Genomic DNA, 16,211 nt, shown 5'->3' with positions numbered 1-16,211 from the left:
CGGCCTCCTCCCTGGTTGTGATCAGAGACGCCGCAGCCAGCTGCGTCTCACAAAGGAGACAGATCGTGTCGAACGAGTACCGCAAGACTTCCGAGGCCGTCAGCGACCTCACGCACACCCAGTACGAGGTCACGCAGGAAGACGGCACCGAGCCGCCCTTCCGCAACGCCTACTGGAACACCCACGACGACGGCATCTACGTCGATGTCGTCTCGGGCCAGCCCCTGTTCAGCTCGATCGACAAGTTCGACAGCGGCACCGGATGGCCGAGCTTCACGAAGCCCATCGATGCGGATGCGGTCACCACCCGCACCGACCGCAAGCTGTTCATGACCCGCACCGAGGCCAGGTCCACCGGGGCCGACAGCCATCTCGGGCACGTCTTCGACGACGGGCCCCGCGACGCCGGCGGCCTGCGCTACTGCATGAATTCCGCGGCACTGCGTTTCATCCCCGCCGATCAGTTGGAGCAGGAGGGGTACGGTCGCTACAGCGGCCTCTTCGCCGGCGCCGACTCCACCGACACCACCACCGACATCTCTGAGGAGCAGTCATGACCGACGACACCGGAACCATCACCCGCACCCCCGGCACCGAGACCGCCGTGCTCGCCGGCGGTTGTTTCTGGGGCATGGAAGACCTGATCCGCCGCCAGCCCGGCGTGCTCGACACCCGAGTCGGCTACACCGGGGGTCAGAACGACCACGCGACCTACCGCAACCACCCCGGTCACGCCGAGGCGGTCGAGATCGTCTTCGACCCGACCAAGACGACGTATCGCGACATCCTGGCGTTCTTCTTCCAGATCCACGACCCGTCGACGCGTGACCGTCAGGGCAACGACATCGGATCGAGCTACCGGTCGGCGATCTTCCCGCTCAGCCCCGAGCAGCAGCAGGTCGCCCGCGACACGATCGCCGACGTCGACGCCTCGGGGCTCTGGCCGGGCAAGGCCGTCACCACGATCGAGGCCGAGGGTCCGTTCTGGGAGGCCGAGACCGAGCACCAGGACTACCTGATCAAGTACCCCAACGGGTACACGTGCCACTTCCCGCGTGCGGGTTGGGTGCTGCCGAAGCGCGAGCAGGCCGCGGTCTGATTCACCAGAAGGCCCCTCGTCTCTCGAGACGAGGGGCCTTCTTCATGCTCGGGCGCCCTTCGTCTCGTCGCTGAGCGAGCGAAGCGAGACGAAGGGTCCCAGCCGCACCCGGCGCCTCACTGCTCGGCGAGGAACCTCAGCGCCTCGGCCTTGAATGCCGAAGATCCCGGCGCGTTGAAGTGGTTGCGGTCGGGGATCTCGAAGAAGCGGCCGTCGGGGGCGGCGGATGCCAGGGCGCGCGAGCCCTCGATGATCGCGTCTTTCGACCCGGTCGCGAACAGGATCGGGCGGGTCGGAGCATCCGCCGGATCCGGGTCGATCGTTCCCGACGCCCGCATTCCTTCGGCGAGGGCGACGAGCGCCTGCAGGTCGTCGCCCGGAACGCGCTCGGTGAGCGCGATGTAGTTCTGCGTGGTCTGGTCGGCCACCGGGGTGCCGTCGGCGATGTATGCGCGCACCTGGTCGAGGTCGAGGCGGGCGAGGGGGATGCCGTCAGGCACCCCGCCGAGCACGGCACGGCCGATGCGCTGCGGCAGGTCGCGCACGACCTCCCAGCCGACGCGGGCGCCGAGCGAGTAGCCCACGTACACGGCGTCGTCGACGAGGTACGCATCCATGACGCTCTCGACATCGGTGACCAGCGTGCGGATGCTGTAGTCCTCGGCGCGGTGCGGCCTCTCGCTGTGCCCGTGGCCGCGCTGGTCGAGGGCCAGCACACGGTACCCGGCCTTGGTGAGCTCGCGCACCCAGCCGGTCAGCACCCAGTTGTCGCGGGCGCTCGACGCGAAGCCGTGCACGGTCACGACGACCGGTGCGTCGGGCTCGCCCCACGTGTAGGTGGCGAGGCGGGTGCCGTCGGCGGCGTAGACCTGCTGGGGTGCGGGCATGCGGGTGAGGTCGGAGAGGGGAACAGCCACGTCATCCATTCTCCCCCTCGGGACGGCCCCGAGACCCACCGGCAACGCCGAGACCCACCGCCCCCGACGTGCGGGGCGATGGGTCTCGGCGGGCGTGATGGGTCTCGATGAAACCCAGTGGACTCAGACGCGGGCGCGCAGCGCCTCTCCGAGCGCGGCATCCACGTTGGTCCAGTACTGGAAGAAGCGCTCGCGGATCTCGTCGATCGTGATGCTCTTGCCCTGGCCGGTCAGCGTGTCGACGAAGCGCGCACGCTGCTCGTCGTCGAAGACCACGCGGTACAGCGTGCCGGCCTGACCGAAGTCGTCGTCGTCGAGGTGCAGGGTCGCCGCCGAGCGCATCAGCTCGCCGTCGGACTCCCAGCTCGCCTCGACGCCCGCGAGCGGGTCGGCCTCGGGGCCACCGGCTGCGCCGAACGAGTTCGGCGTGTACGTGCGGTGCGCGGCGCCGTTGGGGCGGAACTGCATCTGCCCCTCGTGCATGTAGTTGCGCACCTCGGCCGCGTGCGGCTGGTTGACCGGCAGCTGGTTGTAGTTCGCGCCGATGCGGTACCGCTGCGCGTCGGAGTACGCGAAGACTCGCGCCATGAGCATCTTGTCGGGCGAGATGCCGGTGCCAGGCACCTGGTTGCCGGGCGAGAACGCCGCCTGCTCGATGTCGGCGAAGAAGTTCTCCGGGTTGCGGTTCAGGGTGAACGTACCCACCTTGATGCGCGGGTAGTCCTTCTTCGACCAGGTCTTCGTCAGATCGAACGGGTTGAAGCGGTACTCCTTCGCCTCGTCGTACGGCATGATCTGCACGTACACGTCCCACGACGGGTGGTCGCCGTTGGCGATCGCGTCGAACAGGTCGCGACGGTAGTGGTCGGCATCCGATCCGGCCAGCTGCTGGGCCTCGTCGGCGCCCATGCTCTCGACGCCCTGCTTCGACAGGAAGTGGTACTGCACCCAGAAGCGCTCGCCCGCGGCGTTGACCCACTGGTAGGTGTGCGATCCGTAGCCGTTCATGTGGCGCCAGCTGCGGGGCAGACCGCGGTCGCCCATGAGGTAGGTGACCTGGTGGGCGGTCTCGGGCGAGAGCGTCCAGAAGTCCCACTGCATGTCGGCGTCGCGCAGGCCCGAGTCGCCCAGGCGCTTCTGCGAGTGGATGAAGTCGGGGAACTTCATCGCGTCGCGCAGGAAGAACGTCGGGGTGTTGTTGCCGACGATGTCGAGGTTGCCCTCGCTCGTGTAGAAGCGCAGCGAGAATCCGCGCACGTCGCGCCAGGTGTCGGGGGAGCCCTGCTCGCCGGCGACCGACGAGAAGCGCAGCAGCGTCTCGCTGGTCGCGCCGGGCTGGAACGCCGCCGCGCGGGTGTAGGCCGAGACGTCTTCTGTCACGACGAACTCACCGAAGGCGCCGCCGCCCTTGGCGTGCGGGTTGCGCTCCGGCACACGCTCGCGGTTGAAGGAGGCGAGCTTCTCGACGAGGTAGCGGTCGTGGAGGACGGTGGGGCCGTCGGCTCCGACGGTGAGCGAGTGGGCGTCGCTCGCGACCGGCGTGCCGGTCTGGGTGGTCGTGGCGGGTTTCGTCATGGTGTTTCTCCTTCTGCGCGCAGGTACGACGAACAGCCCTCTCCCACGGCGTGGGACAGGCGGCTGATGTGTGGCATTACGCGGCGTTCTGGCAGGTGGGGCAGAGGCCCCAGAATGTGACTTCTGCTGTCTGGACGGTGAATCCCCCCGCCGATGACGGGGTGAGGCACGGTGCTTCGCCGACCACGCAGTCCACATCGCCGACCGCACCGCAGGAGGTGCAGACGATGTGGTGGTGGTTGTCGTCGATGCGCCGTTCGTACAGCGCCGCGGAACCGGCCGGTTCGATCCGGCGGAGCAGGCCCGCCGTCGTCAGGTCCGCGAGGATGTTGTGCACCGACTGGATCGACGTGGTCGGCAGCACATCGGACACGGTGCGGTAGACCCGCTCCGCGTTCGAATGGGGCAGGGAGTCCAGGGCCTCGAGAACGGCGACCCGGCCTGCGGTCGCCTTCAGTCCGGCGCCGCGAAGCGCCGAGTCGAGTGTGGTCTCCATGTCTTCGACCCTACCCGTTATTTTTAGTGATTCAAAAGTACGGCGTGTCTGCACGGTGTCAGTCGATGCGGATGCTGTGGCGCAGACGCGTGCGCACATCGAACAGCTCGTTGCCGCCGATCGTGCGCGAACCCGGGATTCCGCTGCGCAGCAGCGTGGGCAGGATGCTGCGGCGCACGACGATGGCAGGCAGTCCACGGATGCTCCCCAGCGGCGTCGAGGCGAGAGCCAGGTCGTCGTCGGGCAGCACCACGATCGCGCCGCTGAACTTCACGCGAGCGACGCGGGCGACATCGCGGATCTGCGCGAGCAGCTCGGTGACCGGTGCGCGGTGCCCGAGGCTCGGCCCCGTGATCTCCCCGCGGCGGAACCCGACGACCCCGCCGAAGTCGGCCGACATCACCCCGTAGAGACCCGAGGGGCCGAGCACGATGTGGTCGAGCCGGTCGGCGGCATCCGCCTGCGCCGGATCCGGGGCGGATTCTCCGACCGCAGCGCCGTGCCACAGCGTGAACCCCATGCCGAGGCCTGAGACCGCGTGGGCGGTGGCCTCTTCGGCGAGGGCTTCGGCGAGCAGTCGACGAAGGGCGCGCGGGGCCGCGCGCACGACGCTCGGTGCGTACGGGTCGGGGAGCTCTTCTCCCGCCCACTCCTGCAGCAGCGCGGTGTAGCGGGCGCGGCGGTGGATGCCGGGCTCCCCATAGGTCTTCGGGCGCGGGCGCGTGTCGGAGCGCTCGGCGCTGGGCGCCCGCCATCCGTCCCACTCGCTGTCGCCGCCGCGACTGCGGTCGTAGCTCGCCCGTCCGGTCGGAGTGCCGATCAGTTCCCAGGCGCGCTGCACGCGGATGAACACCGCCGCATCGCCGCCCGTATCGGGATGCGTCTCGCGCAGGCGCACCCGGTACGCACGCCGCAGCTGCTCGTCGTCGACGCCCGGAGCCACCCCGAGAACCTCGTACGCCGAGGCCGAGAGCGGGCTGTCGAACATCGTCTCAGCCTAGGACGTCACGCGGGAACGTCGACGATGCGCTCCACGCCGACCACGGGAACGACGACCCCGCCGGATGCCGCGGCGACGGCATCCGTCAGGTGCGCGATCTCCGCCGCCGGCGCCCAGACCTCGAACGTCGCCACCGCGCCGTACTGGGCGTCGCCGAGCGTCGCGCCGTGGTGCGAGGCCCAGTCGCGTAGAAAGTTGTCGTAGCGACCGGCATCCGCATGCGCGACGTCGATGCGCATCTGCGTCAGCGCCTCCCGCCGCACGAGGCGGGCGAGGTCGAGGGCCTCCGATGTCGCGGTCGAGTACGCCCGCACGAGCCCACCGGCGCCGAGCTTCACGCCGCCCCAGTAGCGGGTGACGACGGCGACGACATCGGTCAGCTCGCGGCGCCGCAGAACTTCGAGCATCGGGATGCCGGCGGTGCCCGAGGGCTCCCCGTCATCGGACGAGCGGGCCTGATCGCCGAGCAGGCCCGTGACCATCGCGGTGCAGTTGTGACCGGCATCCCACGCTCGTTTGCGGATGCCGGCGATCACCGTCTCTGCGCCCTCGACCGAGTCGACCGGCGCGATGTGCGCGATGAACCGCGACTTCTTGATGACGATCTCGTGCTCCACCGGCGCTGCGATCGTCGCCGGGTACGGGGTCATCCGCCCACCCTATCCAGGGATTCGCGTGCACTTCACCGAATCGATTCGATAGACTTTTCGCGCGGCACGGAGAGGTGCTGCGAATCCCCGCATCCGTACTCCAGCCCTGCGAGTTCCTTCCTCATGGCAACCTCCCTCACGACGGGCCGTCCGTGGCGCGTCATCCTCGCTTTCTCGATCCCTCTGCTGCTCGGCAACGTCGTCCAGCAGCTCTACCAGTTCGCCGACGCGATCGTCGTGGGCCGCCACCTCGGCGTCAACTCCCTCGCCGCCGTCGGTGCGACCGGACCCCTGCTGTTCCTGCTGCTCGGATTCGCCTGGGGTCTGACGAGCGGATTCGCGATCCCGATCGCCCAGGCCTTCGGTGCACGCGACGACGCAGCGGTGCGTCGCTCGGTCGCCACCGGCGTGCTGCTCAGCGGCGTGACCAGCGTGATCCTCACCGCGTGCGCGCCGCTGATCGCCGGTCCGCTGCTCGCGCTGCTGCAGACCCCGCCCGAGCTCATGGCCGAAGCGACCGTCTTCACGCAGATCAGCTTCCTCGGCGCGAGCGCCACGATGTTCTTCAACTACCTGTCGGCGATCATCCGCGCGATCGGCGATTCCCGCACGCCGCTGGTGTTCCTCACGATCTCGTGCGCCCTGAACGTGGGGCTCGTCGTGCTCATGGTCGGGCCGCTCGAGTGGGGTGTCGGTGGGGCCGCGCTGGCGACGGTCATCGCGCAGGGCGTGTCTGTCGTGCTGTGCCTCGAGTTCGTGCGCCGCCGTCTGCCGATGCTGCACCTGCGTCGCAACGACTGGCGCATCACCCGCGCCGACATCGCCGAGCACCTGCGCCTCGGCCTGCCGATGGGGTTCCAGGCGTCGATCATCGCGATCGGCACGATCACGGTGCAGGTCGCGCTCAACACGCTCGGGGCGGATGCCGTCGCCGCCTACACGACCGGCGCTCGCGTCGACAGCCTCGCCGTCGCCTTCCTCTCGTCGCTCGGTCTCGCCGTCTCGATGTACGCGGCGCAGAACCATGGCGGTCGGCGTCCTGATCGCATCCGTCGCGGTGTCGTCGAGGCGACCTGGATGGCGATCGCCGCGGGCCTCGTGCTCGGCGGCCTGGTCGTCGCCTTCGGAACCCCGATGGTGCGTCTGTTCGTCGGAGAGGGTTCCGACGAGGTCGTCGATCTCGCGCATCTCATGCTCATGATCAACGGCGCGGGCTACTGGGCGCTCGGCGTGCTCTTCGTGCTGCGCGGTGCGATGCAGGGCCTCGGCCACACGCTCATCCCGACCGTCACGGGTGTGGTCGAGCTCGTCATGCGCGTCGTCGCGGCCGTCGTTCTCGGTGCGCTGATGGACTTCGCCGGCGTGGCGCTCAGCAACCCGCTCGCCTGGGTCGGAGCGATCGTGCTTCTGGTTCCGGCGTACGTCAAGGCGCACCGTGCGCTGGGCAGGCTGCCGGTCGACCCCGCCGAGTCGACCGAGACGTCGGCCATGGCCATCGTCGGCCCGACCGACGGCTCGATGGTGGTCGATGCGGTGGTCACGCAGCCGATCGCGATCGTGCGGCCCTCGCGTCTGCGTCGACTCACGCTGCGCGGCTCGCGCCGCTCGACCCAGCGCTCCGGTCGGCGCTGATCCGCACGCACGAATTCCGCGAACAACCGTCATAAAACGCGGTCTCAGTCGTCTATGAAGAGGGAGCGCACACGCGCGATGTCCTCCGAAAGGATGACAAAGATCATGCGTGAGACGGATGGTTTCGCGCGTACCATTTTCTAGTGTGAGAGTGCGGAGGTTCCGCAGACCGGGGGGTCATCATGACAACAACAGGTATGGCTCGAGACCTGGCTGCTTTTCTCGTTCCGATCGGAATGATCGGTGCCGTTCTCGCCATCGTCTGCGCGATCGTGGCCGGCATCGCGATCGCCCGCGGGGCCAGTGGTCTCGCCGGTGGCGCGGTGGGCGTCTGGATCCCGTTCGCGCTTCTGAGCGTCGCGGGATCGTTCGCGAATCAGTGGGTGCCGCTGATCGCCTCGGGCGCCGCGCTCGCCGTCATGCTCGTGCTGGGCGGCATCGCCCGCGCCGTCATCGGAGTGGCCGGCCGTGAACGCGCCCCGCGCACGGCCGCGTCCGAGGTCGTCGCGCCGGCGCCCACGATGACGACCGTCGTCGTTCCCTCGCGCAGCGCAGCTCCCGCGACGGGCACCATCGCGGTCGTCCGCTGACCGACACCGCTCAGCGGTAGTCGCGCTCCCAGTGCTGCCCGACCGGATCCCCCGATTCGACGCGCGCGGCCTCACGGGCGCGCAGCTCGACACGACGGATCTTGCCCGAGATCGTCTTCGGCAGCTCCGGCACGAACTCGATGACGCGCACCCAGAGATGCGATGACAGGCGCTCGTTCGCGTAGGCGAAGATCGAGCGCGCGGCGTCGGCTCCGGCATCCGATGCATCGGCCACGAGGCAGACGTACGCCTTCGGCACCGACAGGCGCGTCGGATCGGGGCTCGGCACGACGGCCGCCTCGATCACGAGGTCGTGCTCGAGCAGAACCGACTCGAGTTCGAACGGTGAGATCTTGTAGTCGGATGCTTTGAACACGTCGTCGGCCCGGCCGATGTAGGTGAGGTACCCGTCGGCGTCGCGCACGGCGATGTCGCCGGTGTGGTGGTATCCGCCGACGCGTGTCTCGGCGGTCTTGTCGGGGTCGTCGTAGTACCCGGCCATGAGACCCAGCGGTGGGTGCGCCAGGTCGAGCGCGATCTCGCCCTCGCCTTCACCCTCGACGACCTCGCCGGTGACCGGGTCGAGCAGCACCACCGGATACCCGGGCAGGGGCCGCCCCATCGAGCCGACCTTCACGGGCTGGCCGGGGGAGTTGCCCACGCAGCACGTCATCTCGGTCTGGCCGAAGCCGTCGCGGATCGTGCCGCCCCAGGCGTCGCGCACCCGATCGATGACCTCGGGGTTGAGCGGTTCGCCCGCGCCGACGAGCTCGCGCGGCGGGTGGGTGAGGCGTGCGAGGTCGGCCTGGATGAGCATCCGCCACACCGTCGGCGGCGCGCAGAACGTGCTCACGCGGTGGGTGTCCATGACCTGCATGAGGGTGTTGGCGTCGAAACGGTCGTAGTTGTAGACGAAGACGGTGGCCTCGGCGAGGAACGGCGAGTAGAAGCTCGACCATGCGTGCTTCGCCCAGCCGGGCGACGAGATGTTGAGGTGCACGTCGTCGGGGCGCACGCCCAGCCACCACATCGTCGAGAGATGCCCGATCGGGTACGAGACGTGCGTGTGCTGCACGAGCTTCGGGCGGTTCGTGGTGCCCGAGGTGAAGTACAGCAGCGAGGTGTCGGTCGCGGGGGTGGGGCCGTCGGGTTCGAAAGTCGTGGGCGCGCTCGCCGAGTCGGCGAAGCGGGCCCAACCGTCGGGGATGCCGTCGCCGATGCCGATGCGCAGGATGGCGTCGCCGACACCGCTCAGTCGGTCGGCGAGGGCGCCGAGAGTGACGACGGCAGAGGCCTCGCCGTGCTCGATGCGGTAAGTGAGGTCGGATGCCGACAGCAGCGTCGAGGTGGGGATCGACACCGCGCCGATCTTGGTGATGGCGAGCATCACCTCCCACAGCTCGATCGTGTTGCCGAGCATCACGATCACGTGATCGCCACGACGGATGCCGAGGCCGGTCAGCCAGGCGGCCACCTGGTCGGAGCGCGCCGACAGTCGGCCGTAGCTCCACGACAGCACCGAGAGGTCGGCCTCGACGATCTGCACCGCCGGGCGGTCGGGATTCTCAGCGGCGACCACGTCGAACCACTCGAGAGCGAAGTTGAACTCGTCGACCTGCGGCCACGCGAATCCGGCGCGGGCGGTGTCGTAGTCGGTGGCGTTCGCGAACAGGAAGTCGCGCATCTCGCGGATGGCGTGCGTGGCGGCGGTGGCGCTGCGGCTCATGGGTGCTCCCTTGCTGACCTTCGTTCCAAAGTACCGCTCGTGCCGCCGGGACTGGGTCCCTGGCCGCGCCTGGGTCCCTGAGCCTGTCGAAGGGCCCTTCGTCTCGCTGCGCTCGCTCAGGAACCGGCGGGTTGCAGCAGCCCCGCGCCGTCGCGCAGTTCGAACACCAGCTGCGTCTCGGTGCCGCGCACGACGGGGTGCACGGTGATGTGCTCGAGCACGATGTCGCGCAGGGCCGTGGCATCCTGCACCGCCACATGCACGAGGAAGTCGTCGACCCCCGCGACGTGGAACACCTGCAGCACGCGGGGGATGCCGGCGAGAGCGTCGAAGAGTGCTGTGACGGTCGGACCGGTGTGGTTCGCGAGGCGCACCTTGATGATGGCCTGCAGAGGGAATCCGACGGCGGCCTCATCGAGGCGGATGCGGGTGTCGCGGATGATCCCGCGCTCGCGCAGCGCCCGCACCCGGTGCGCGCACGTCGACTCGGCGAGGTTCAGCCGGTGCGCGAGGGCCTTGTTCGTGATGTCGGCGTCGCGCGTGAGCACGGCGAGCAGATCGAGGTCGATCTCGTCGAGTGGTGAGCCTTGTGATTTGGCCAACGCGGGTCCTTCCTCGGCATCCGTTCTTGCTCAGAATAGCGATTTCATCGTCCTTGACGGCGGATGCTGTCGAATCACAGCGTGATTCCCGTGATTCCGGCAACGTGGAACCATGACTGCACCGCTGCATCCCGACACCGTCGCCGTTCACTGCGGCCGTTCCGACCTCGACGGTCTCGGGGTCCACGCCTTGCCGCTCGACCTCTCGACCACCAACCCGTTGCCCGACGTCGAGCGCGGTGGCGACTCGTACGAGGCGATGGCCACGGGTGGCCGTCCGCCGGCCGACGGCAGCCTCGTCTACGCCCGCCTCTGGAACCCGACCGTCGCGCGCTTCGAAGAGGCGCTCGCCGAGATGGAGCATGCCGAGGCTTCCGTCGCGTTCGGTTCGGGCATGGCGGCGATGACGGCTGTGATCCTCGCGCACACGAACGCGGTCGGCAAGCGGCACGTGGTCGCGGTGCGCCCGCTCTACGGCGGCACCGACCACCTGCTCGGCTCGGGCCTGCTCGGCGCGGAGGTCACTTACTGCGACCCGCACGAGGTGGCGAACAGCATCCGGCCCGACACCGGGCTCGTCGTGCTCGAGACGCCGGCCAACCCCACCCTCGAACTCGCCGACATCGCCGACGTCGTGCGCCAGGCGGGCGCGGTGCCGGTCGTCGTCGACAACACCTTCGCGACGCCGATCCTGCAGAACCCCGTCGACCTGGGCGCCGCGATGTCGCTGCACAGCGCCACGAAGTACCTCGGCGGGCACGGCGATGTGATCGCCGGTGTCGTCGCCTGCAGCGAGCAGACCGCCGAAGCGCTGCGCCGCGTGCGCGCCGTGACGGGCGGGCTGCTGCATCCGCTCGGCGCCTACCTGTTGCACCGCGGACTCACGACCCTGCCCGTGCGCATGCAGCGCCAGCAGGAGACCGCCCGCCGCATCGTGTCGTGGCTGCTCGACCGACCCGAGGTCGCCGAGGTGTTCTACCCGGGACTCGATGGCGACCCCCACGGCATCCTCGAACGGCAGATGCGCGGCACGGGCGCGATGATCGCGATGCGGATGCAGGGCGGATACGCCGCGGCATCCGTCGTCGCCTCCGCCACCGACCTCTTCACGCACGCCGTCTCGCTCGGCGGCGTCGACTCGCTGATCCAGCACCCGGCCGCGCTCACGCACCGCCCGGTGCCGGCCGAGGCCCGCCCGGCCGCCGACGTGCTGCGCCTCTCGATCGGTCTCGAGAACGACGACGACCTGATCGCCGACCTCGCCCGCGCGTTCGGAGCGCTGGCCGTCGCCGAGCCCGCTCTCTCCGCGCCAACCACCCCTCTGCGTGACGAACTCCGGGGGGTCGTTCGCGCGTAGAGGGGTGGTTCGGGTCGTCGCTCAGAGCTTGGGCAGCGTCACCGTTCCGGTCGCGAGACGCTCGGTGGGCATGCGGTCGCGGTCGTAGGTGATGTCGCGGTAGCCGTGCGGGGTCGGGTTGCCGTCGTCGTCGAGACTCACGAAAACGATCTTCTCGATCGTGAGGATGCGCTTGCGGGTGATCATGTTGCGCGCCACCGCACGCATGGTCAGCGAGGTGCGGCCGAAGTGCGTGGCGGTCAGGCCGATCTCGATCAGGTCGCCCTGCACGGCCGATGCCTCGAAGTTGATCTCCGAGATCAGCTTCGTCACGGCGCGGTAGTTGCCCAGCTGCACGATCGCGTAGATCGCCGCCTCTTCATCGATCCACTTCAGCAGGCTGCCGCCGAACAGCGACCCGTTCGCGTTGAGGTCTTCCGGGCGCACCCACTTGCGCGTGCGGAAGTTGATCCCGTCTTCCGACCACGTCGGTTCCTTGTGCTTGGCCATGCTTCGAGCCTACGAACCCCATGAGTCGCGCAGGTTACGGCCCCTGGATCTGCCGAGGGCAGAGCGGCTGACGGCAGATTCCGGCGACCCGCGTCGATGGCGGACGGATGCTGGGGGCATGAGCGAAGACAACCCCACCCCGCAGTTCGGCCCCGAGGCCCGCCGCGCACTGTTCCACGAGCGCGTGCTCGTGCTCGACGGTGTTCTCGACGACGACAACGGCACCCTGCTGATGACGCAGATGCTGGCGCTGTCGACCGAAGACCCCGCCACCGACATCGCCCTCTGGATCCACTCGCCGGGCGGTTCGGTGCCGTCGATGCTCGCGATCCGCGACATCATGCGCCTCATCCCCAACGACGTCTCGACCCTGGCCCTCGGCCTCGCGTGCAGTGCCGGGCAGTTCCTGCTCTCGGCGGGCACGAAGGACAAGCGGCGGGCGCTGCCGCACGCGCGCATTCTCATGCATCAGGGCTCGGCGGGCATCGGCGGCTCGGCGGGTGAACTCGAGACCCAGGCCGACGACCTCCGTCACACGCGCGACACCGTTCTCGGGCTCATCTCCGACGACACCGGTCAGACCCCGGAGCGCATCTTCGACGACTCGCTGCACGACCGCTGGTACACCGCTATCGAAGCCCGCGAGTACGGCTTCATCGACGAGATCGTCACCTCGATCGCCGACGTCATGCCGCGACGACGCGCACGTGTCGGGCTGGGGGCGGGCGCATGAGCAGCTACACGATCCCGAACGTCATCGCGCAGCATCCGCGCGGCGAACGCGTCATGGACGTCTACTCGCACCTGCTCGCCGAGCGCGTCATCTACCTCGGCACCGGCATCGACGCGGGCGTCGCGAACGCGCTGATCGCCCAGCTGCTGCACCTCGATGCCGACAGTCCCGAGAGCGGCATCCAGTTCTACATCAACAGCGAGGGCGGCGACCCCGGGGCGGCGCTCGCCATCTACGACACGATGCAGCACATCCGTCCGCGCATCGCGACGACCTGTGTGGGGCAGGCGATCGGCCCGGCCGCACTGCTCGTCGCCGCCGGAGTCGAGGGGGAGCGGGCGGCCCTCGCCCACGCCCGCATCGTGCTGCACCAGCCCGCCGGGCAGTCGCGCGGGGCGATCCCCGACCTGATCCTCGCCGCCGACGAGGTCGTTCGGGTGCGCTCCGACATGGAGGAGGTCCTCGCCCGGCACAGCGGACGCTCGGTCGCCGAGCTGCGCGCCGACACCGACCGCGACCGGGTGTTCACGGCATCCGCCGCCCAGGCCTATGGCCTCATCGACACGGTGCTGGGGGCGCGGGGCTGACCCGACTGCTGTCCCTAACTCAGGACAGATCGGCCGGAACGGGCGCATCTGGCCCGATTCCGGCCGGTGACGACGGGTTTTTCCTGAGTTGGGGACAGCCCGGCGCCGAGAGCGTCTTCATAACTCCTCAGAAACGAGGCGCGCGGCGCCGAAACGGGCCCCGCGTCGGCCCGAACGGCCGGGTTCTGAGGAGTTATGAACCGCGCGGAGACCCCTCAGGCGGCGAGGGCGAACGCCGAGGCGCGGGCGGATGCCGGTGCCGACGCCGCACGCAACTCGTCGGCGACGGCGCTGGTGAGTTCGATCAGGCTGGTGTCGAGGGCGCCGGCGATGGCCGCGATCATCTCGCTCGACGGTTCCTTGCGGCCGCGTTCGACCTCCGAGAGGTACTGCGGTGAGACGCCGGCCGTGTCGGCTGTCTCGGTGAGCGTCTCTCCGCGGTCATGTCGTCGGCGTCGCAGCTGATCGCCGAGGAGGTGACGCCACAGCGGCTCGGGGTCGCTCGGGCGGGGTGCGCGCGGAAAGGGGACGATGTCGGCCATGCCTCACGGTACGACGCGTGCCGCATGCCGCTCCATCGTTTCTGCTCAGAGCAGAAACACAGAGCAGAACGTTCCCGGATTCGGAAAGGCGCGCGACTACAGCGCCGCGGTCACCCCGGGCAGCAGCTTCGTCAGGATCGACGCGAGCTGGCCGCGCTCTTCGTCGCTCAGCGGGTCGAGAACGAGCTCGCGGATCTGCTCGACGTGCACGGGGGCCGCCGCGCGCAGCATGTCGCGCCCCGCCGGTGTGAGGGTGGCCGAGAGCGTGCGCTTGTCGCTGTGGCACGAGGTGCGCTCGACCCAGCCGCGCTCCTCGAGCGAGTCGATGGCGTGGCTGAGGCGCGAGCGGCTGAGGCCGGCGATGCGGGCGAGCTCGGTCATCGTCACGGCTCCGCTGACCTGACCGCCGAGGGTGACGAGGATCGCGTAGCGCGCGTGGTTGAGCCCGACCTCTTCCTTCAGCGTGCGGTCGAGCACCTGGGGAAGCAACTGCACGAAGCGGATGACGGGCAGCCAGGCATCCATCTCAGCGTCGTCGAGCCGGCGGGCGAGCCGCCCCTCGGTCGTGACTGCGGCGGCGTCGGTCATCAGGCCGCCGACAGGTCGAGGGTGTGCGCGGTGTGGTCGCGCTTGGCTTCGAGGTAGCGGGTGTTCGACTCCGACAGGTGCACGCCGGTGGGAACGTGCTCGGTGACGCGGATGCCGAGGGCGTCGAGCTGCCGCGCCTTGTCGGGGTTGTTGCTGAGCAGGCGGATGCTGTCGCCCCCGAGCGTCGTGAGCATCTGGGCGGCGACGGTGTAGTCGCGCTCGTCTTCACCGCGGCCCAGGGCCACGTTCGCCTCGTAGGTGTCGAGGCCGGAGTCCTGCAGCGCGTAGGCGTCGAGCTTGGCATACAGGCCGATGCCGCGGCCCTCCTGGCGCAGGTAGAGCAGGAACCCGCCCTCGTCGGCGATGCGCTCGACGGCTTCGCGCAGCTGCGGCCCGCAGTCGCAGCGCTCCGAGCCGAAGACGTCGCCGGTGAGGCATTCGCTGTGCGGGCGCACGAGCGGCGCGGGGCCTCCGTCGGCTGCGCGGTCGAGTGCGGCGCGCCAGTCACCGAGGCCGAGCAGCAGGTGCTCGCGGCCGTCGACGAGTCCGTCGAAGGTGACGACGTCGGCGGTCGTGGCGTAGCCGTCGGCGAACCGCATCGGCACGCGCACGCGCGTGCGCTCGCTGGCGACCGGAACGACCGTTGAACTTTCAATCATGTGGGGTAGAACGCGCGGCCGCTCGGTCTATTCCCGGGCGAGGGTCGCAGCATCGGCCGTGCCCGACCGTCGCCGCACGAACTTCAGCTCGCTCGCGATCGTGCCGAGCACCACCAGCGCCCCGCCGACCAGCGCGAGCGCGGGCAGCCGCTCGCCGGCGATGCGTCCGATGATGCCCGCCCACACCGGTTCGCCGGCGTAGATGATGGTCGCGCGCGTGGGCGAGACCGACTTCTGCGCCCAGTTCATCGTGAGCTGGATGAGGCAGCTCGCGGCCCCGAGCCCGAGCGCGCACCCGACCCAGATCCACGAGAACTCGGGGATGCCCTCGCCCACGACCGGCATGGTCAGCAGCCCGAGCACTCCCGCCGTGAGCAGCTGGATGATCGTGATGCGGCCGAGGTCGATCTTGCCGGCGAACACGCTGATCAGGATGATCTCGGCGGCGATCGGCAGGGTGCTGATCATGGTCGCGATCTCGCCCGAGCCGAGTGTCAACGAGAACGCATCGGGGCCGGCGATGAGCATCAGCCCCACGAAGGCCAGCGCGGCTCCGACGAACGCCATCGCGGGCGGTCGCTTGCGGAACACGGCCCACTGCGCGAGCGGCACCAGCGGCACGTACATCGCGGTGATGAACGCCGAGGTGCTTGAGTCGATCGTCTGCAGCCCGTAGGTCTGCAGACCGTAGCCGAGGTAGATCATCACGCCGATCGCGACGCCCGCACCGATATCGCGCCAGCGGATGCCCCGCAGCACCCGGTGGAAGATGACCACGCTGATCAGCCCGGCCACCAAGAACCGGATGCCCACGAAGAACCAGGGTCCGGAGTGCTGCATCGCCCAGTGCACGAGCAGGAACGTGCTGCCCCAGACCGCGGTGATCGCGATGAGGGCGGCTTCCTGCGGGCGGAAGCGCATCCAGCGGAGACGAGTGGGCATCGGTGCCCTTTCTCAACGGCGGCCTCA

The 16,211-nt window shown here is 69.3% G+C and carries 19 protein-coding genes; 7 read left to right on the top strand and 12 right to left on the bottom strand.

Going from position 1 to position 16,211, the window contains the following annotated elements; all coding sequences use genetic code 11:
* Positions 1–65 precede the first annotated feature (65 nt).
* Positions 66–557: a peptide-methionine (R)-S-oxide reductase MsrB gene (gene msrB, locus ACIOSY_RS01245; protein ID WP_400847741.1), complete on the top strand. Its 492-nt coding sequence runs from the start codon at positions 66–68 to the stop codon at positions 555–557.
* Positions 554–1,099: a peptide-methionine (S)-S-oxide reductase MsrA gene (gene msrA, locus ACIOSY_RS01240; RefSeq protein ID WP_400847738.1), complete on the top strand. Its 546-nt coding sequence runs from the start codon at positions 554–556 to the stop codon at positions 1,097–1,099. The genes msrB and msrA overlap by 4 nt, the downstream gene beginning before the upstream one ends.
* Positions 1,100–1,215: 116 nt before the next feature.
* Here the strand turns inward: msrA and ACIOSY_RS01235 are convergent, their stop codons facing one another.
* From ACIOSY_RS01235 to ACIOSY_RS01215, 5 genes are all read right to left on the bottom strand, one after another.
* Positions 1,216–2,025, bottom strand: coding sequence for an alpha/beta fold hydrolase (locus ACIOSY_RS01235; protein ID WP_400847735.1), 810 nt, complete (start codon positions 2,023–2,025; stop codon positions 1,216–1,218).
* 114 nt (positions 2,026–2,139) lie between these two features.
* Positions 2,140–3,591, bottom strand: coding sequence for a catalase (locus ACIOSY_RS01230; RefSeq protein ID WP_400847732.1), 1,452 nt, complete (start codon positions 3,589–3,591; stop codon positions 2,140–2,142).
* Positions 3,592–3,667: 76 nt separating this feature from the next.
* Positions 3,668–4,087 (bottom strand): Fur family transcriptional regulator, encoded by a 420-nt coding sequence (locus ACIOSY_RS01225; RefSeq protein WP_400847728.1) that lies wholly within the window; start codon positions 4,085–4,087, stop codon positions 3,668–3,670.
* A 58-nt stretch (positions 4,088–4,145) separates the two neighbouring features.
* On the bottom strand, positions 4,146–5,075 hold the full coding sequence (locus tag ACIOSY_RS01220) for a J domain-containing protein (RefSeq protein ID WP_400847725.1): 930 nt from the start codon (positions 5,073–5,075) through the stop codon (positions 4,146–4,148).
* Positions 5,076–5,092: 17 nt separating this feature from the next.
* The gene (locus tag ACIOSY_RS01215) at positions 5,093–5,737 is read right to left on the bottom strand and encodes an IMPACT family protein (protein WP_400847722.1); all 645 of its coding nucleotides are present in this window, start codon (positions 5,735–5,737) and stop codon (positions 5,093–5,095) included.
* 123 nt (positions 5,738–5,860) lie between these two features.
* On the opposite strand from ACIOSY_RS01215, the gene ACIOSY_RS01210 reads away from it, so the two are divergent.
* Positions 5,861–7,369, top strand: a complete 1,509-nt coding sequence (locus ACIOSY_RS01210; protein WP_400847719.1) for an MATE family efflux transporter — start codon at positions 5,861–5,863, stop codon at positions 7,367–7,369.
* A gap of 197 nt (positions 7,370–7,566) precedes the next feature.
* Positions 7,567–7,959, top strand: a complete 393-nt coding sequence (locus ACIOSY_RS01205) for a hypothetical protein (RefSeq protein ID WP_400847716.1) — start codon at positions 7,567–7,569, stop codon at positions 7,957–7,959.
* Between the two features lie 10 nt (positions 7,960–7,969).
* Here the strand turns inward: ACIOSY_RS01205 and ACIOSY_RS01200 are convergent, their stop codons facing one another.
* Together ACIOSY_RS01200 and ACIOSY_RS01195 are read right to left on the bottom strand one after the other, a co-directional pair.
* On the bottom strand, positions 7,970–9,685 hold the full coding sequence (locus ACIOSY_RS01200) for an AMP-binding protein (RefSeq protein WP_400847713.1): 1,716 nt from the start codon (positions 9,683–9,685) through the stop codon (positions 7,970–7,972).
* Positions 9,686–9,801: 116 nt separating this feature from the next.
* Complete coding sequence (locus ACIOSY_RS01195) at positions 9,802–10,287, bottom strand: Lrp/AsnC family transcriptional regulator (protein WP_400847710.1); 486 nt, start codon at positions 10,285–10,287, stop codon at positions 9,802–9,804.
* 112 nt (positions 10,288–10,399) lie between these two features.
* Between ACIOSY_RS01195 and ACIOSY_RS01190 the strand changes: the two genes are divergently transcribed.
* Positions 10,400–11,644 (top strand): trans-sulfuration enzyme family protein, encoded by a 1,245-nt coding sequence (locus tag ACIOSY_RS01190; RefSeq protein ID WP_400847707.1) that lies wholly within the window; start codon positions 10,400–10,402, stop codon positions 11,642–11,644.
* A 21-nt stretch (positions 11,645–11,665) separates the two neighbouring features.
* On the opposite strand, the gene ACIOSY_RS01185 is transcribed toward ACIOSY_RS01190, so the two are convergent.
* Positions 11,666–12,133, bottom strand: a complete 468-nt coding sequence (locus ACIOSY_RS01185) for an acyl-CoA thioesterase (RefSeq protein WP_400847704.1) — start codon at positions 12,131–12,133, stop codon at positions 11,666–11,668.
* A 118-nt stretch (positions 12,134–12,251) separates the two neighbouring features.
* On the opposite strand from ACIOSY_RS01185, the gene ACIOSY_RS01180 reads away from it, so the two are divergent.
* Positions 12,252–12,866, top strand: coding sequence for a ClpP family protease (locus ACIOSY_RS01180; protein WP_400847702.1), 615 nt, complete (start codon positions 12,252–12,254; stop codon positions 12,864–12,866).
* On the top strand, positions 12,863–13,453 hold the full coding sequence (locus ACIOSY_RS01175) for a ClpP family protease (RefSeq protein WP_400847699.1): 591 nt from the start codon (positions 12,863–12,865) through the stop codon (positions 13,451–13,453). Before ACIOSY_RS01180 ends, ACIOSY_RS01175 begins: the two co-directional genes overlap by 4 nt.
* Positions 13,454–13,668: 215 nt before the next feature.
* Here ACIOSY_RS01175 and ACIOSY_RS01170 read toward each other — a convergent pair whose 3' ends face one another.
* The 4 genes from ACIOSY_RS01170 to ACIOSY_RS01155 form a co-directional block, all read right to left on the bottom strand.
* The gene (locus ACIOSY_RS01170) at positions 13,669–13,995 is read right to left on the bottom strand and encodes a helix-turn-helix domain-containing protein (protein ID WP_400847696.1); all 327 of its coding nucleotides are present in this window, start codon (positions 13,993–13,995) and stop codon (positions 13,669–13,671) included.
* Between the two features lie 96 nt (positions 13,996–14,091).
* The gene (locus ACIOSY_RS01165; protein WP_400847693.1) at positions 14,092–14,583 is read right to left on the bottom strand and encodes a MarR family winged helix-turn-helix transcriptional regulator; all 492 of its coding nucleotides are present in this window, start codon (positions 14,581–14,583) and stop codon (positions 14,092–14,094) included.
* On the bottom strand, positions 14,583–15,242 hold the full coding sequence (gene ribA / locus ACIOSY_RS01160; protein WP_400847690.1) for a GTP cyclohydrolase II: 660 nt from the start codon (positions 15,240–15,242) through the stop codon (positions 14,583–14,585). The genes ACIOSY_RS01165 and ribA overlap by 1 nt, the downstream gene beginning before the upstream one ends.
* 27 nt (positions 15,243–15,269) lie before the next feature.
* Positions 15,270–16,184 (bottom strand): DMT family transporter, encoded by a 915-nt coding sequence (locus ACIOSY_RS01155; protein ID WP_400847687.1) that lies wholly within the window; start codon positions 16,182–16,184, stop codon positions 15,270–15,272.
* Between the last annotated feature and the right edge of the window lie 27 nt (positions 16,185–16,211).

The organism is Microbacterium sp. NPDC087665 (assembly GCF_044743285.1).
In the GTDB taxonomy this organism is placed as follows: Bacteria; Actinomycetota; Actinomycetes; order Actinomycetales; family Microbacteriaceae; genus Microbacterium.
Note: the sequence above shows the minus strand (reverse complement) of the source record. Positions and strands in the feature narration are given on the sequence as shown.

Coding starts and splice junctions, on each gene's coding strand:
- msrA (WP_400847738.1), top strand. CDS start 554: ATGACCGACGACACCGGAACCATCACCCGCACCCCCGGCACCGAGACC.
- ACIOSY_RS01235 (WP_400847735.1), bottom strand. CDS start 2,025: ATGGATGACGTGGCTGTTCCCCTCTCCGACCTCACCCGCATGCCCGCA.
- ACIOSY_RS01230 (WP_400847732.1), bottom strand. CDS start 3,591: ATGACGAAACCCGCCACGACCACCCAGACCGGCACGCCGGTCGCGAGC.
- ACIOSY_RS01225 (WP_400847728.1), bottom strand. CDS start 4,087: ATGGAGACCACACTCGACTCGGCGCTTCGCGGCGCCGGACTGAAGGCG.
- ACIOSY_RS01220 (WP_400847725.1), bottom strand. CDS start 5,075: ATGTTCGACAGCCCGCTCTCGGCCTCGGCGTACGAGGTTCTCGGGGTG.
- ACIOSY_RS01215 (WP_400847722.1), bottom strand. CDS start 5,737: ATGACCCCGTACCCGGCGACGATCGCAGCGCCGGTGGAGCACGAGATC.
- ACIOSY_RS01210 (WP_400847719.1), top strand. CDS start 5,861: ATGGCAACCTCCCTCACGACGGGCCGTCCGTGGCGCGTCATCCTCGCT.
- ACIOSY_RS01205 (WP_400847716.1), top strand. CDS start 7,567: ATGGCTCGAGACCTGGCTGCTTTTCTCGTTCCGATCGGAATGATCGGT.
- ACIOSY_RS01200 (WP_400847713.1), bottom strand. CDS start 9,685: ATGAGCCGCAGCGCCACCGCCGCCACGCACGCCATCCGCGAGATGCGC.
- ACIOSY_RS01190 (WP_400847707.1), top strand. CDS start 10,400: ATGACTGCACCGCTGCATCCCGACACCGTCGCCGTTCACTGCGGCCGT.
- ACIOSY_RS01185 (WP_400847704.1), bottom strand. CDS start 12,133: ATGGCCAAGCACAAGGAACCGACGTGGTCGGAAGACGGGATCAACTTC.
- ACIOSY_RS01180 (WP_400847702.1), top strand. CDS start 12,252: ATGAGCGAAGACAACCCCACCCCGCAGTTCGGCCCCGAGGCCCGCCGC.
- ACIOSY_RS01175 (WP_400847699.1), top strand. CDS start 12,863: ATGAGCAGCTACACGATCCCGAACGTCATCGCGCAGCATCCGCGCGGC.
- ACIOSY_RS01170 (WP_400847696.1), bottom strand. CDS start 13,995: ATGGCCGACATCGTCCCCTTTCCGCGCGCACCCCGCCCGAGCGACCCC.
- ACIOSY_RS01165 (WP_400847693.1), bottom strand. CDS start 14,583: ATGACCGACGCCGCCGCAGTCACGACCGAGGGGCGGCTCGCCCGCCGG.
- ribA (WP_400847690.1), bottom strand. CDS start 15,242: ATGATTGAAAGTTCAACGGTCGTTCCGGTCGCCAGCGAGCGCACGCGC.
- ACIOSY_RS01155 (WP_400847687.1), bottom strand. CDS start 16,184: ATGCCCACTCGTCTCCGCTGGATGCGCTTCCGCCCGCAGGAAGCCGCC.